Origin of the sequence: Paenibacillus sp. FSL H7-0756 (assembly GCF_038006765.1) — a bacterium.
Classification (GTDB): domain Bacteria; phylum Bacillota; class Bacilli; order Paenibacillales; family Paenibacillaceae; genus Paenibacillus_AQ.
Window position 1 is genome coordinate 1,509,675 of the sequence record NZ_JBBOVT010000001.1, and the last position, 15,599, is coordinate 1,525,273.

14 protein-coding genes are annotated in these 15,599 nt (G+C 53.0%); 12 read left to right on the plus strand and 2 right to left on the minus strand.

The features are described from left to right. Positions 1-4 precede the first annotated feature (4 nt). The 7 genes from NST04_RS06675 (at position 5) to NST04_RS06705 (ending at position 6,833) form a co-directional block, all read left to right on the plus strand. Positions 5-1,066, plus strand: a complete 1,062-nt coding sequence (locus NST04_RS06675; RefSeq protein ID WP_341183655.1) for a type IV pilus twitching motility protein PilT — start codon at positions 5-7, stop codon at positions 1,064-1,066. Beyond that, the gene (locus tag NST04_RS06680) at positions 1,053-2,258 is read left to right on the plus strand and encodes a type II secretion system F family protein (protein WP_341183656.1); all 1,206 of its coding nucleotides are present in this window, start codon (positions 1,053-1,055) and stop codon (positions 2,256-2,258) included. Before NST04_RS06675 ends, NST04_RS06680 begins: the two co-directional genes overlap by 14 nt. Before the next feature lie 121 nt (positions 2,259-2,379). Continuing rightward, positions 2,380-2,898, plus strand: a complete 519-nt coding sequence (locus tag NST04_RS06685) for a type II secretion system protein (protein ID WP_341183657.1) — start codon at positions 2,380-2,382, stop codon at positions 2,896-2,898. A gap of 99 nt (positions 2,899-2,997) precedes the next feature. Beyond that, positions 2,998-3,747, plus strand: a complete 750-nt coding sequence (locus NST04_RS06690; RefSeq protein WP_341183658.1) for a prepilin peptidase — start codon at positions 2,998-3,000, stop codon at positions 3,745-3,747. 14 nt (positions 3,748-3,761) lie between these two features. Then, entirely contained in the window at positions 3,762-5,384 is a 1,623-nt protein-coding gene (gene pilM, locus NST04_RS06695; RefSeq protein WP_341183659.1) for a pilus assembly protein PilM, read from the plus strand. Beyond that, positions 5,371-6,030, plus strand: a complete 660-nt coding sequence (gene pilO, locus NST04_RS06700; protein ID WP_341183660.1) for a type 4a pilus biogenesis protein PilO — start codon at positions 5,371-5,373, stop codon at positions 6,028-6,030. The genes pilM and pilO overlap by 14 nt, the downstream gene beginning before the upstream one ends. A 197-nt stretch (positions 6,031-6,227) precedes the next feature. Next, positions 6,228-6,833 (plus strand): DL-endopeptidase inhibitor IseA family protein, encoded by a 606-nt coding sequence (locus NST04_RS06705; protein WP_341183661.1) that lies wholly within the window; start codon positions 6,228-6,230, stop codon positions 6,831-6,833. A gap of 114 nt (positions 6,834-6,947) precedes the next feature. On the opposite strand, the gene NST04_RS06710 is transcribed toward NST04_RS06705, so the two are convergent. Then, positions 6,948-8,375 carry a VanW family protein gene (locus NST04_RS06710; RefSeq protein ID WP_341183662.1) on the minus strand — a complete coding sequence of 476 codons (1,428 nt, stop codon included), beginning with the start codon at positions 8,373-8,375 and terminating at the stop codon, positions 6,948-6,950. 189 nt (positions 8,376-8,564) lie between these two features. Here NST04_RS06710 and ftsE point away from each other — a divergent pair, with 189 nt between their 5' ends. The 5 genes from ftsE (at position 8,565) to NST04_RS06735 (ending at position 14,572) form a co-directional block, all read left to right on the plus strand. Next, positions 8,565-9,251: a cell division ATP-binding protein FtsE gene (ftsE, locus tag NST04_RS06715; protein WP_036721184.1), complete on the plus strand. Its 687-nt coding sequence runs from the start codon at positions 8,565-8,567 to the stop codon at positions 9,249-9,251. Continuing rightward, positions 9,241-10,155 (plus strand): permease-like cell division protein FtsX, encoded by a 915-nt coding sequence (ftsX, locus tag NST04_RS06720; protein ID WP_341183663.1) that lies wholly within the window; start codon positions 9,241-9,243, stop codon positions 10,153-10,155. Before ftsE ends, ftsX begins: the two co-directional genes overlap by 11 nt. A gap of 43 nt (positions 10,156-10,198) precedes the next feature. Then, positions 10,199-11,515, plus strand: a complete 1,317-nt coding sequence (locus NST04_RS06725) for a murein hydrolase activator EnvC family protein (protein WP_341183664.1) — start codon at positions 10,199-10,201, stop codon at positions 11,513-11,515. A 143-nt stretch (positions 11,516-11,658) separates the two neighbouring features. After that, the gene (locus NST04_RS06730) at positions 11,659-13,125 is read left to right on the plus strand and encodes a S41 family peptidase (protein ID WP_341183665.1); all 1,467 of its coding nucleotides are present in this window, start codon (positions 11,659-11,661) and stop codon (positions 13,123-13,125) included. A 100-nt stretch (positions 13,126-13,225) separates the two neighbouring features. Then, a complete protein-coding gene (locus NST04_RS06735) occupies positions 13,226-14,572 on the plus strand; it encodes a PDZ domain-containing protein (protein WP_445667875.1) in 1,347 nt (448 codons plus the stop codon). 335 nt (positions 14,573-14,907) lie between these two features. Here the strand turns inward: NST04_RS06735 and NST04_RS06740 are convergent, their stop codons facing one another. Beyond that, positions 14,908-15,573, minus strand: coding sequence for a response regulator transcription factor (locus NST04_RS06740; protein ID WP_341183666.1), 666 nt, complete (start codon positions 15,571-15,573; stop codon positions 14,908-14,910). Between the last annotated feature and the right edge of the window lie 26 nt (positions 15,574-15,599).

Genomic DNA, 15,599 nt, shown 5'->3' on the forward strand with positions numbered 1-15,599 from the left:
CATATTGCCAGTTTCAACTAGAACGATAATACAGCTTCTGCACTTGGCTCACTCCTCCAGAGCGTCTGATTTGCATATCTCCGTAGGCTCACCTCCTGTGCTGCGGATTGACGGCAGGCTAGAGAATGTGGAGGGAGCACTCATTGGTCCCGGCGAGGCTGAAGAGATGGCCCTTGACCTGCTCGGTCCCGAGAGAGAAGCTGAATTCCGGGCGGCGGGTGAGTATGATTTCTCTTACCCGCTAGAAGGCGGAGTCCGGTTCCGAGTGAACGTATACCGTCAGCGAGGGGGGATCAGTATTGCTGCCCGGAGTATTCCGGCAGATATTCCGACCCTGGAGAAGCTGGCGCTTCCGCCGATACTTTCATCACTGGCGCTGAAGCCACAGGGGCTGATTCTGGTAACTGGCCCGACAGGGAGCGGCAAGTCCTCTACATTAGCAGCAATGATCCATCATATTAACAGCCGTGAACGTAAACATATTGTTACGCTGGAAGATCCGATTGAATTTTTACATAGCCATGGGACCTGCATTATCGATCAGCGAGAGATTGGCAGCGACACTGCCAGTTTCCCAACCGGCCTTAGGGCGGCGCTCAGGCAAGATCCCGATGTCATCCTTCTTGGAGAAATGCGCGATTTGGAGACGATATCGGCAGCGGTAACCGCAGCTGAAACCGGCCACCTGGTCATGGCAACCCTGCACACCTCAGACGCACCGCAGACAATTGACCGGATTATCGATGCATTTCCCGGACATCAGCAGAACCAAATCCGCTTGCAGCTGGCTTCCGTATTGCTGGCAGTAGTCTCCCAGCGCTTGTTCCCCCGCTCTCAAGGTCAGGGGCGAATCAGTGTAACTGAGATTCTGATTAATACGCCTGCAGTCGGGAATATGATACGGAGCGAGAAGACACATCAGATCAAGAATATCATGCAGACGGGTAAAGCTCAGGGGATGCATACGCTGGAGATGAACATCCGTGAATGCCTGGCTAGAGGGCTAATTGATACATCGGCAGCTAAAACCTATCTTGCGGGGGGGAGTTCCGATGCCTCAATTTGAATATCAGGTTAAGACTTCGGCGGGCAAACAGCTCAAAGGTAAGCTTACGGCACAAGATAAGTCCACTGCCATGGAGGAACTCCGCAAGCGGGGACTTACTGTTTTCTCACTGAATGAGCAGAAAAACTCTATCCTGTCGATGGAGATTTATATCGGTAATCCGGTGAAAACCATTCATTTCATTATTTATTGCCGCCAGTTCGCCACGTTAATCCGTGCAGGTGTGTCTATCGTTGATGCGACCCGAATTCTGGCGGAGCAGACAGACAGCAAGCCGCTGGCCAAAGCGCTGCAGGACGTCAGTTCCAGTCTTTTGCGGGGAATAGCTTTCTCACAAGCTATACAGGATCACAAAAAGATATTCCCGCATTTGTTCGTGAGTATGGTAAGGGCGGGTGAGGAAACCGGGGACCTTGAAGGAACGCTGGAACGGCTGGCAATGTATTTTGAGAAACAGCATACCACCACAGAGAAAATTAAATCTGCGCTGATGTATCCGATCACCGTTGGCGTTATGGCGGTGGCCGCTGTTATCTATCTGCTGTGGGCTATCGTTCCGCAGTTCGTAACTATGTTCGAGTCGATGAATGCAGAGCTTCCGGCTATCACCAAGATGGTACTTGTGCTTAGTAAGAGCATACAAGGGCAATGGTATTTTTGGCTGATCGGTCTGATTGTGATCATAGTAGCCTTTCAGATAACGAAGCGTACAGAGAAGGGGGCCTACGCATTGGATTATGCCAAGCTGAAGGTGCCTGTGTTCGGGAAGCTTAATCAGAAGGGCTCTATTGCGCAGTTCACCAGAACCTTCTCTTCGCTGTATGCCAGTTCAGTGCCGATCCTGCAATCGCTGGCGATTGTTGAAGAAATTGCGGGCAACAAGGTAATTGGAAAGTACATTCGCAGCGCAGGAGACTCACTCAGACAAGGAAAGCCTCTGTCGGAACCTTTGAAAAAAGCCTGGGTCTTTCCGCCGCTGGTCACACAGATGATCGCCATAGGCGAAGAGACGGGTGCGCTCGACCAGATGTTGTCCAAGATAGCAGATTTCTATGAGATGGATGTGGAAAACACTGTTGACCGGCTGAAGTCTTTACTTGAGCCGTTATTGATAGCTTTCCTGGCGGGAGTAGTCGGCGTGATTGTAGCAGCCATTATGCTGCCAATGTTCAGTATCTATAGCAATATGTGATGACATCTTTGAGAGGGGTGACGCCGGGCGGGGGCAGATAGCCTTCGTACTGACGAATGCAGATACAACGAATTCAAGCACTCATCCAGACCTTTAAAAATACATTTTAGGAGGAAATCAAATGTTAGCAAATGCAATCAAGAAGAGATTGAGTAAAGAGGAAGGCCAGAAGGGCTTTACGCTGATCGAATTATTGGCAGTTATCGTTATCTTGGGGATTATTGCGGTTATTGCGATTCCTTTGATCGGGAATGTTATTTCGGATACAAAAAAAGACTCTGACGTAGCTACAGCCCGGCAAATTTATGATGCGGCGAGACTTTACATCGCTGGTGAAAAAGATGGTAAGTTCGTTGATACTTCTGGTGTAAATGTTACTATTGCTGAAATGCAGAGAGAAGGGTATTTGGATACTGACTTGAGTCTTCCAAGTTCAAAAGCCACTATTAAGGGCGGTGTTGTTATTTTCACTGACAAAGGCCAGTTAGATTCAGTTCAAATAGCGCCAAAGCCGCTTGGTTCTGCTGATCAACCATCTGTTCCCACTACTGGAACTAGTAAGGAGGCTGGAGGTAGCTATACAGCTTCAGAGGTCTTAAAGTCAAGTCCAGCTACACCGGCGCCAACACCAAATTCTTAAAGATTATTTGAGTAATCAACGATATCTTACTTAATTATCTAGGAATCGGATCATTCCGGTTCCTTTTTTACAAATCACTTTACACAAAAGGAATGGACTATGACCATCGTTATCGCTGTATATATCACGCTGCTCGGGCTAATATTAGGCTCCTTCTATAACGTTGTCGCTCTGCGTGTGCCAGCGGGAGAATCGCTCAATCATCCTCCTTCGCACTGCACCGGTTGTGGAACACGCCTGAAGCCGCGGGATTTGGTACCGGTACTCAGTTGGTTGGCAAACGGTGGTAAATGCAGGCATTGCGGTGCCAAAGTATCCATGCTGTACCCGCTAGGTGAGCTTGCGACCGGACTGCTGTTCTTGTGGTCCTATCTGGAGTTCGGCGTAACTGTTAAAGGTGTGACGGCGATTGTATTATCAAGTGTGGCTGTTATTGTAACGGTGGCTGATCTCAAATATATGCTGATACCGAATAAAATCCTGCTATTTTTCACACCATTCCTGCTAGTGCTCACTCTATTGAATGTTGATGGATCGATATGGTTATTCTTTCTAGGTGCTGCTGTTGGAGGAGCGATCATTCTACCCTTTGCCTGGTTCGGCGGAATGGGTATGGGTGATTTCAAGCTATTCTCATTGCTGGGACTGGCCATAGGGTTCCCTAATGTGCTGTTGGCCTTCTTCGCAGCATGTCTATTAGGTACACTGGTTGGCGGTACACTCCAATTGACGGGTATCGTTAAGCGCGGGCAGCCCGTTCCCTTTGGTCCTTGGCTTGCTCTGGGAGGATTACTTGCTTACGGTTACGGTTCAGAGATTATCGGCGGGTATCTCTCGCTTATTCATTAGGAGGCTTATGGCTTATGCTTGGACTTCAGAACCCGGTGGCCGGTCTTGCGATTGAGCAGACGGGAATCCGCTATATCAGCTTTAAGAACAAAAAGTTATGGGAAGTACGTAAGAAGCGCTATCTTCCGCTCCCGCCAGGATTAATTGTTGAGAATCAGGTAGCCGATCGTGAAGCTCTCTTGGAAACTGTCAAGCACTGGGTGAAGGTTGAGAGACTGCGCGGTAAACGGGTCTCGCTGTCGATTCCGCCATCACAGATCATCATCCGTAAAATGAGTATTCCCAGCACGAATCCGAAGCAGGTAGAGCAGCTTGTGAAGCTGGAGGTGGAGACGGGACTGCATCTGCCCTTTGAAAGCCCTGTTTATGATTATGTCACAATTGATGTAGATGAGGAGAACAGTCATCTCCTGGTGTTCGCTGCTCCCCGTAAGCCGATTCAAGACTATATTGATGTGCTTGAAGGAGCGGGTCTGCGGGTTGCTACTGTGGAGATTGCGGCAACAGCACTTGCCCGTAGCTTGAGTATTGGCCGCAAGGCAGAGTTTGAGGATACGATGCTTATTAATATCGAGCAGAATGTTCTTGACGTATATATGTTCCGCAGCGGTAATCCGGTGTTCATCCGAACCATTAATCAAATGGATTTGAACAGCGGAGTACAGCCCACTGTACAAGCTGGGATAGAATATATGAGAGAAGTTGCGGCAACGTCAGCTAGCCTGGCCGGGGGATTGCTTGCGCCTGGGCGGATGCTGGAGATCACCGCTGAAATATCGCGCATGCTGAACTTTTATCAATACAGTCTTCATGACGGAAGCACGAGAATTCAAAATGTCCTGATTACAGGCCCTCTACAGATTCGCAACCAGCTGCTCGAGGAACTGCAACAATCCTTGACGGAGCTTGAGGTTACAACTATCGGACTGGAAGATGTCACGGGTGACAGTGCTCCTGATCCTGAGCTGAATGATTATCGTGTAGCCGCCGGGGCAGCCCTGCAGGATAGTAATACCCTTGCCGTTAACCTGCTGCCGCGGGAAGACCGGGAGGCCATTCTTTTCCCATATGTTGCTGTTGCTCTTGTTGGAATATGGCTGGTCGGTGTGGTAGGAGTCGGTATATTCTTTGCAACAAATAAAGGGCAGATTACAGAGAATGAGCAACAAATTCAGGGTGCCCAGGACCGCTCATTGATGCTTCAAAGCGAACTCGCCAAGATAAATGGAGTGTCCGGAACACTGAACAGAAAGGCTGCAGTGGATGAAATTCTTGCATATAGAACAATTATTGTACCTGTATTGAATGAGCTATCTTCGGGGTTGCCGCAGGATAGCTTACTGCGAAGTATAAACTATACGTACCATGATTCCATTGATCTCACGTTAAGAGTGCCGAGTATGGAAGCTTCCTCTATTTATTTGGCCAATCTGCGCAAAATGTCTTTCACCAAGGGAGCCGAAATTCAGAAGCTGACAGAAGGGGATACCACCGTACAGTCCGGTTCGGTCTCAGGATATGGTACGTATACTGCGGTTTACCATGTGAGCTTACTAAAAACAAAGACTAACGATACAGCAGCTGGAATAGACCAACAGGCAGCGTCAGGGGAGGGGGATGGCAGTGGAACAAATTAATAAATACAGGTCCCCTATTACATTGGGCGTTCTAATCCTGTTTTTGTTGCTGTTCGCCTTCTTCATGCTTGGTCTACAGCCTACCAGCCGAACTGTCAAAGATCAGGAATCGGAGCTCAGCCAGTTGAATGAACAGAATAGTCTGCTTGAGAGCAAAATTAATGAACGCAAGAACGACACCTCACAGCAAGCCGAAGAGGCTGCACTGCTCACCCAGCTTCCGAAAGGCGACAACAGTGAACAAATGATTCTGGATCTGCGCTCTATCGGATCAGTATCCGGGGCGAAGCTAAAGGATGTCAATTTCAGTATAGGCCAAGAGAATCCGATTCAGACCATGACAGGTTCAGGTACGGCGGTATATCCTGCGGTCAAGCCGCTGACTATGACGGCTGTAGTCGAGGGGGATTATTCGAGTATCAGCAAATGGCTGCTTGCGCTGCAACAGCTGCCCCGCGTAGTGAATGTCGATACATTAACATTTCAGCGGTCCTCGGACGGCGGGGGTGCAGGAGGTTCTTCTAAAATTATAACGGCGAACGTTTCGTTTACAGCCTATTTTGAAGATGCCATTGATCCTGAAACTGAAGATCAGGCACTTGCAGCCGGCAATTCCACTCAGGTATCCATAAGCGGAAATAAATAACAGTTGATAACTATAGAGCTCTGCCCCCGACTACACGGGGGCAGAGTTTTTTTACGCTTTTCCCCCATTATCCGTTTATACCCCAGGGTGGTTTGGGTATTACAGCTTACGGGCTATCGTAAGTTATATAGTACTTATCGCAGCAGTTGAAGAGAAGCAGTGGTCAAACTACCCAACAGGAATATGAGGAGGCGTTCATGATGAACAAAAAATGGATGATCGGTTCACTGGCATTATCACTGGGTCTTGTCTCTGCAGGGGGCGGAGCGCTTGCGGCTTCGCCGGTGGCAAGCATTGAGGGCGTTAGAACGGTTGCGGCGTCTGCACCGGGCAAGGAAGGGCCGGCTACCATTAACAACCTCACGGAACGGAGCGTTGTTCCGCTGGTGGTTCATGCCAAGAAGCTATACACGTATGCCAGCCGGGGAGGCAATGTATTCAGCCCGGAGCTGTTCACTTATAAAACAGTGGAGTACCGCTATCTGTCGAGCGATCTGGGCACGAAGCAGCAGCTGATGAGCTACATCAAGAAGGGCTTCACGCATAATGCGGCCGCCTTCTATGCACAGACACAGTTCCTGGAGCATGAGGGCAGAATGGCACAGGTCAATTCTGATCTGGGCAACTCGCTTGATTTCACCAGAGCGACTGCACGGATGGTCTCCAAGACTGCACAGGCGGCAGTGTTCGAACTTACTGTACCTGCGGAAGGACCGAACGGGTCTTCCGAAGTAGTAACAGTGAAGCTGAAGAAGGTGAACGGCTACTGGAGAATTGATATGTCGCCGGATACCCTTTTCTAAGCAACAGAGGCTTCAGGCTCAGTCCAGCACTTCATAAAAATAACGGCTGTGCCGACCTTGTCACAAGGTGAGCACAGCCGTTTCTGTTTGCCGTACATTCAGGGGGAATAGACGTTACCGCACCTTCACTCCGTCCTCGACGAGCTGTCTGCGCGGGGATTCGGGCTGATCGGACTTGCTCATCCCGCCGCGGTTGATGGCGATGACACGTTTCTGGGCGTAATAGGTATCGCGGGAAAGCAGATTTCTTTCTACAGCTTTACCATCCACATGGCGGGTAATGTAAGTTTCAACTACATAACCGGTTTTGCCGGCAAGCAGTACCCGGGTTCCGCCCTTGGGGAGCGAGGCATCGCTCACATATTTATCCGTGGGGGGCAATACCTCGACGGTTCTGGATTCAATGGAATAGGTGACGTTCTTCGGGAACGTGCCGAACAGCTTGATGGTCAGCGTACGCCCCTGGACTTCGGATTTGATGATCAGATATTTGCCGGTATTGTTGCGGAAGCGGAAATTAATATATCCCTCGGCAAAAGTGGCGTCCTGCCCCTTGGGCAGGTAGCTGACCGGAAGCGAGTGGTTGCGCCGTTCTACGATCTCAAGGCCCGAGCGAAGCGCAGCATTATACAGGGTGCTGGAGACCTGGCAGATCCCCCCGCCCGTGCCGGGCTGGAGCTTGCCGTTCACGATGACCGGGGCTTCGCGGAAGCCGTATTCGGTCTGGGCCTTCTGGATCGCTTTTCCGTAATCAAAAACCGCATTCGGCGGCAGAACCGTGCCGTTCACGGCTTTGGCGGCGGCCTCTACATTGAAGCTGCGTCCGGGGCCGCTGGCCCCGAGGGAGGTGCTGAACTGGACGATTTTGCGGTCAATGCCCTGATCCTTGAGTGACTGTAGCGTGATCTTCGGCTGCTTGACGGCAAGAGGGATCTCCAGCTGAATCTGCTGATCCTGAAGCTTGCCGTCAGCAGCCAACCGGGTGGGCACCGCCGCCTGCATCGCAAGCTCCAACGCCTGCCAGTCCACCTCGTAGGAGGAGGTGCCCGGCGTATATACGACCCGGTCATCTCCGGTGATCTGCCGGACCGCATCGACCGGAACGCCGAAGGCTTCTTTTTCCCACTCGGGATTCAAGAGACTCCTAAGCTGCGAAGTCTGCAACTGAATGTCCATATTCCAGCTGCCGGACCAGTTGCGCCGGGCTTGTACCCGCTCCATCAGCGTGCCGTCCGTCAGTGTCTTCAGCGCCTGAAGGAAATCCCCGGCTTCATAGGTCACGCCTGCCTGCTTTAGGGTAACCTGTAGTCCGGCATTATTTTTTGCCTTCAGCATGAGTGGAGTAGCTTCCAGCGCCTGAAGTCTTGCATCCATTCCGGCCGCTACGTCAGCAATGTTCATTCCGCCTACCTCCCAGCCTGCGATAGCGGTGTTTGCGGGCAGGGTGGGCTGGCTGCCGTACAGATGAAGCCCTCCGGCAGCAAGCGAACCGGCCAGCATCAGACTGAAACCCGCGATGAGAGCGGCGTGTATTTTTTTCATAAGTAATCTCTCCTTCTATGGGGCGAAACCTGATGTTTTTATGTATATGTAAGGATTCGGTAAAACTTTCGGGTACTCAAGGGGTTATGGATTTGTTACAATAGATACGCCTGCGATAATCATGCAGTTTATGGAAGCTCCCCCGGCCCAGTGGCCCGGCGGAAGATGTCAGAATCGGGAAGTGAGAAAATGATTGAGATGCAGGATGTATGGAAGACCTATGCTAACGGGACCCATGCATTGCAAGGAATATCCGTCAAAATCGACCGTAATGAGTTCGTCTACATTGTCGGACCGTCCGGCGCAGGGAAATCAACGTTCATGAAATTAATTTATAGAGAAGAAACGCCAACCAAAGGACAGATCTCTGTAGGCGGGTTCAATATCGGCAAGCTGAAGCCCCGTAAGATCCCATATGTGCGCCGCAATATCGGTGTGGTCTTTCAGGATTTCCGGCTGCTGCCGAAGATGACGGCGTATGAGAATGTGGCTTTTGCGATGGATGTTATTGAGGCGCCGAAGAAGATTATCAAGAAGCGTGTGAATGAAGTGCTCGATCTGGTGGGACTGCGCAGCAAGGCGGGGCGTGAGCCCTCACAGCTCTCAGGGGGAGAGCAGCAGCGGATCGCGATTGCCAGAGCTATCGTCAACAATCCTTCCGTTATTATTGCGGACGAGCCTACCGGCAATCTGGACCCGGAGACCTCGTGGGGCATTATGCAGCTGCTGGATGAGATTAATTTCCGCGGCACCACGATCGTTATGGCGACCCACAACCGGGATATTGTGAACAAAATGCGCAAACGGGTGCTTGCGATTGAGAATGGAACGATCGTCAGAGACCAATTGAGAGGGGAATACGGTTATGAGTTTTAAAACCTTCTTGCGGCATTTGCGGGAAGGCTTCAAAAACGTATTCCGCAACGGCTGGATGTCGGTGGCGTCCATCACTTCCATCGTTGTCTCTCTCTTCGTACTCGGAGTGTTCATCCTGCTGGTGCTCAACGTCAATCAAATTGCGGACAAAGCAGACAGCCAGGTGCAGATCAATGTGCATCTGACGCTGAATACGGACCAGAAGATGCGGGAGAAGCTGGAAAACGAAATCGGCAATATGCCGGAAGTCAGCAAGGTGGAGTTCGTCTCCAAAGAACAGGGCTTGAAGGAATTCCGTGAAGATATGGGGCCGGATGCCGCCGAGCTCCTGGAAGGATTCGATGAAGATAATAATCCGCTGCCGGACAAGCTGCTCGTCGAAGTCATTGAGCCGACCACGGTTCCGTTTGTAGCGGAGAAGATAGAAGCACTGAACAAGACGAATGAAGAGCAGCCGATCTACAAGGTGAACTACGGTAAAGGCTCTGTAGAGACTTTATTCAAGGTGACCAAGGCGGTGCGGAATATCGGGTTTATTTTTGTAGCGGGACTGGCGCTAATGTCGATGTTCCTGATCTCGAATACCATCCGGGTAACGATTCTGGCCCGCCGCAAGGAAATCGGCATTATGAAGCTCGTGGGCGCGACGAATTATTTCATCCGCTGGCCTTTTTTTATCGAAGGCGCTCTGATCGGATTGATTGGTTCAGTGGTAACCTCTGGTGCACTCTACGCCGGTTACAGCAGTCTGGTGGCTTCCGTGAAGGGAGATCCGATGCTGGGGCTTCAACTGATTCCATTCGAAAATATCTGGTTGCTGCTGTGCGGTCTGCTGGTGGGCCTCGGTGTACTGATTGGCGTATGGGGCAGCACGGTGTCGATCCGCAAGTTCTTGAAGGTATAGCCTGTATGATTCACATCTTTGAACAAAGGACGGAGAGTGCAAGTTGAAAAGAATAGCTGCCGGAATGGCCGTTATATTGCTGGCTGTCACAATGTTCGGGCCCTCTGACGGATATGCGAAGAAAACAAGTGTTGCCGAAATCGATAAGCAGCTGAAGCAGCTGCAGCAGGAGGTCCAGGCGGCCAAGGCGGCGCAGGAGAAAGCGGACTCCCGCAATCAGGAAGCGAAGCACTATAAGAATAAGACCACATTGAATCTGGACTATGTGCTGGGGCAGATTGCCCAGGTGAAGGGTGAGATGACCACGATATCCGGCAAAATTGCCAGCACGGAGAAGTCGCTTACCGTGACGGCAACGGAGCTGGATGAGGCGGAGGCGCGTGTTGCCTCCCGCGAAAAGCTGCTGGAATCCCGTGTCCGTCTGATGTACACGGATGGCGCAGTCTCCTATCTGGATGTGTTGCTGTCCTCAACCAGCTTCTCCGACTTCCTGGACCGGGCCGATTCCCTGAAGATGATCGTGGATCAGGATCAGGATCTGCTGGTGCAGCATAAGCTGGACAAGCAGACGGTGATTACCAAGAAGCAGGAGCTGGAAGGGCAATATGCCACGGCGAAGCAGCTGTATACCGATCTGGAAGCCCAGCGCAGTATGCTGAAGGAGAAGGAAGCGGAGAAGCAGGAGCTCATCGCGTATTACGATGAGGAGATTCAGAATTCGGAGGTCCTCTCCGCCGAACAGGATGCCAAGCTGGTAGAGCTCGCCAGCAGCCGCTCCGCGCTGGAAGCGCAGAAGGACAAGATTAAGGCGGAGGAAGCGGCGCGCAGAGCGGCGGCAGCGAAGGCTGAGGCGCAGCGCCGGGCGGCGTTAGCCGCAGCCAAGGCGGCGGAGAAGGCGAAGGCCTCCAAGTCTTCCGGCGGCGACAGCTCCTCCGTTGCGAGTGTAGAGGAATATTCCGGCGGAGATGGTCCTTATCTCCGGCCGGTGGGCTACGCGCGGATCTCCTCTCCTTTTGGCTACCGGACCCATCCGGTGACGCATGAGGTCGGCAAGCTGCATACCGGTACGGACTTCGCAGTGCCGCAGGGTACGAGTATTCACGCGGCGGATTCCGGTACGGTTGTGTTAGCGCAGTGGTATAGCGGCTATGGTTATTGTGTCATTATTGACCATGGCGGCGGGGTATGGACGCTGTACGGTCACATCCGCGAAGGCGGTATCAAGGTGAGCCAGGGACAACGGGTGGAGCGCGGGCAGAAGATTGCGGAATCCGGCTCAACGGGACGTTCTACCGGCCCGCATCTGCATTTTGAGGTGCGGATCAACGGGAAACCGGTAAATCCTATGCCTTATCTGTAAGCGCGCTTAGCGGATAAATTTTAAGTTTGGCTGAACTGATAAATATATTTTCATGCTGCGGCATATACTGGAAGAGATGCCGTTTCTCATGGAACGGGCCCATGCTGGTGTTAAGATGGACAAGAAGGGACGGTGGGAACATCATGTTAAAGAAAAGCACTGCGGCCTTTATGATCGTCGCGGCACTGCTGTGCGGCAGTCTGCTGACCCTGGGCGTGACCGGTTATGTGCAGGTATTCGGACAAGCCGCAGGTGAAGGGCTGGCGACGGTCCTGCAGACTGCCGGACTACAGGAGAAGGAATCGAAGAAGCTGGGTACCGCTCTTAGCCTGATCGAGAGCAATTATTATGAGAAGGTCGACCGGGAGAAGCTGATTGACGGTGCGGTCAACGGAATGATGGAAGCACTGGGCGACCCGTATTCAAACTACATGGGCAAGGAGACGGCACAGCGGTTCGAGGAGAGCATTGAAGGCTCCTTCTCGGGGATTGGCGCTGAAGTCTCCTCCGATAACGGCAAGGTCGTTGTAGTCTCCCCTATTAAAGGCTCACCGGCAGAGAAGGCCGGCATTCAAGCCAAGGATGTGATCCTCTCCGTTAACGGTGAATCGCTGGAAGGGCTGGAGCTGAATGCGGCTGTAGCCAAAATCCGCGGTCCCAAGGGCAGCAAGGCTACCCTGAAGGTCCAGCGGACCGGAACAGCAGAGCCGCTGCAATTCGTCATCACCCGTGATGATGTCAGACTGGAGACGGTCTATGCGAAGATGGAGAAGGAGCATGTCGGTGTGATCGAGGTTACGCAGTTCTCACAGAACACCTCGGAGCGGTTCAAGGAAGAGCTGACGAAGCTGGAGAAGCAAGGCATGAAGGGACTCGTTATTGATGTCCGCAATGACCCGGGCGGTGTGCTGCCAGTCGTCATTGAGATGGTTGAGCAGTTCGTACCTTCCGGCAAAGCCATTGTACAGGTGGAAGATAAGAACAAGCGGCGCGAGATCAGCACCTCTAAGGGATCAAGCAAGAAGTATCCGGTAGTCGTGCTGATGAACAAAGGCAGCGCGAGCGCTTCGGAGATCATGGCCGGAGCCCTGCAGCAATCGGCCGGAGCCAAGCTGATCGGAGAGAATTCATTCGGCAAAGGAACCGTGCAGACCAGCTTCGAGGAGCAGCTCGGTGACGGAAGCCTGCTGAAGATTACGATTGCCAAGTGGCTTACGCCTGACGGCACCTGGATTCACGGCAAGGGCATTAAGCCGGATATCGCCGTAGCCCAGCCCGATTACTTCTCGGTGGCGCCGATTAACAAGAGCGTTACGCTGCAATATAATATGAACAATGCAGATGTCAAAAGTGCACAGACCATGCTAGACGGGCTAGGCTACAAGCCGGGCCGCAAGGACGGCTACTTCGATGCCGGGACCAAAGAAGCGGTCAAGAAATTCCAGAGCGCAGCCAAGCTGAAGTCGACTGGCTCGATTGACGCCAAGACCGCTGAAGCGCTGGAGCTGGCGCTGATCAAGGTCATCCAAGATCCGGTGAATGACAATCAGCGGAATAAGGGGATCGAAGAAATTCAGAAGGAAATCAAGGCTGCGGCGTCGAAAAAGTAAGAAGGCTGATTTCAGCCTTCTTTTTTTCTTTACAAGAAAAGAATTTACATGCTTCGCGCTATAATTATCCTCTAGGCTATGAAAAGGAGTGTGCGAACCGTTGAATGTCTTCCCGGAGCTGCTGACCAGCTTAGGCACAGCAGTCCTTCATCTGCTGATGCAGCCCTATTACTATATCGCTATTGTATTTATTGCCCTGTATTACCGCAGGCAGGTGGTCCTGGAGCGGAAGCTTATTCATGTGAAGCTGCATAGCTGGGGAACGGAAACCTGGCGGACCGTCTGGACCGGCGGACTTATGGGGCTGCTTGTTTCCCTTGCCGCAGTTGCACTGGGAGTCTCAGTGACCTATACGGCTGTAGCCTGTATCTGGGTGGTCAGTCTTGTCTTAATGCTGTTTCGGGTGCGTTACTTATGCTTTGCGTATGCCATAGGCGTGCTTGGAATTGTGCAGTTTGTCCTGTCGTTCTTCCCGGGGACGCTACAGAGCGGAGTCGCCGGAACGGTTGCCGGTGCCGTGCGGGCGATGGACATCCCCGCGCTGCTGGCGCTCGCCGCGCTGCTGCACGTGGCCGAGGCGCTGCTGGCGCGCTGGCAGGGACCCCGGCTGGCGACGCCGCTGTTCCTTGCCGGCAAGCGCGGCAAGGTGGTGGGCGGCTACCAGTTGCAGGCCTTCTGGCCGCTGCCGCTGTTCGTGCTGATTCCCGCAGGCAGTGGAATCGGTGAACTGCCGTGGCATCCGCTGCTGGGCGGGGGCCTCGGCCTGGTCTCGCTGCCGGTCATCATCGGCTTCAGCGAGATGACCCAGGGCATGCTGCCCGGACGCAAGGCGGCCCGGACGTTCGGACGGCTGCTGGTCTACAGCGCCGTCCTGCTCGGCCTCAGCCTGCTTGCGGACCTATGGAGCCCGCTGACGGTTGTCGCGGCGCTCGCGGCTATTGCGCTGCACGAAGGGTTAAGCTGGTACAGCGCTCTGGAGGAGCGCAGCCTTAGCCCCGTCTTCGTGCATCCCCCGGCCGGCCGCAAGGTGCTGGCCGTGCTGCAGGGCAGCCCCGCGCAGGAGCTGGGCATCCTGCCCGGCGAGATCCTGCTGAAGGTCAACGGGGTCCTGTTGACCAGCGCGGCGCAGCTGCATGAGGCGCTGCGCATGAACCCCGCGTTCTGCAAGCTGGAGGTGCAGAACCGCGAAGGCGAGAGCAAGTATCTGCAGCGCGCGATCTATGCCGGGGACCATCATCAGCTCGGCATCATTCTGGTGCCGGACCCGGACGGGGGCATCACCGCAGAGACCAAGCCGTCCAGCATCTTCAGCATCATCGGGATGCGCACAGGCATCCGCCAGCGGGGCGTGCAGGGTGACCGGCTGGGCCGGACGAAGAAAACGCCGCCTGCAGAGGCTAAGCAGACCTCTCCGGCAGAGACCAAGCAGGAATCTGCCGGTGTCTGACGGCGTCTGATCGTAGATTACCAACGTAATTGGTTCCCCCAGCGGCTGCTGGCGCGGAAGGTTAAAGAGGCCCGTTCTTTCTGAACTAAGTTCAGAGAGAACGGGCCTTTTAAATTTATACCTGTTAAGGGAGTGGTGTGAGGCATATGGACCAAATGTAATCGAAAAACCGACCACATTCGGACGGAGTGGATCGCACTTAGCACCGGAATTCCAATGTACCCGTAGCCCGTAACACTTTAGAAGGATCCTGCGAAATGTGCAACAATGCGATCCATATAAGCGGCCCGTGAGAGGAAACGCTCAGAATTGGCGAGAGATAGCATTTCTGTGGCTCAAGGGTTCACCCGCTCTGTCTTCAGGTACAGAATCGCAATCTGTGTCCGGTCGCGTACGCCGAGCTTACTGAGGATGTCGGTAATATAGTTTTTGACGGTGCCTTCGCTCAGGAACAGCTTGGCGGCGATTTCCTTGTTGGTGAGTCCCTCTGCAATGGAGGTAACGACTGCCTGCTCGGACTTGGTCAGGCCATAGGAAGCAAGCGGTTGAGCCGACTCGGAGGCTTCCTGACGCGCGGATGGCTGGAGGAAGCCGGCCAGCTTACGGGCGATCTCGGGATGAATGAGCATATTGCCCTCATGTACGGTCTTGATGCCTTGAATGATCCGGTCCGGCGGGATGTTCTTGAGCAGATATCCGCTGGCTCCAGCGCGCAGAGCCTCAATAATATACTCGTCATCATCGAAGGTCGTCAGCATCAGGACGGCTACTGCCGGATAAGTTTTTTTGATCAGCCGTGCACCTTCCACCCCATCACAGCCCGGCATACGGATGTCCATAAGTACAACATCCGCTCCGCCGGGCAGCTCCCCGAGCAAGGACAGAGCCTCCCGTCCATCGCCTGCGGTTCCAGCCACTTCGATACCGGCATCCATCCCGATCAACACCTTCAAGCTCTCGCGGATAAAAGAATCATCGTCAACAATCAATACTCTAATCATGGTTCAGCACCTCTTATCTGTGAATA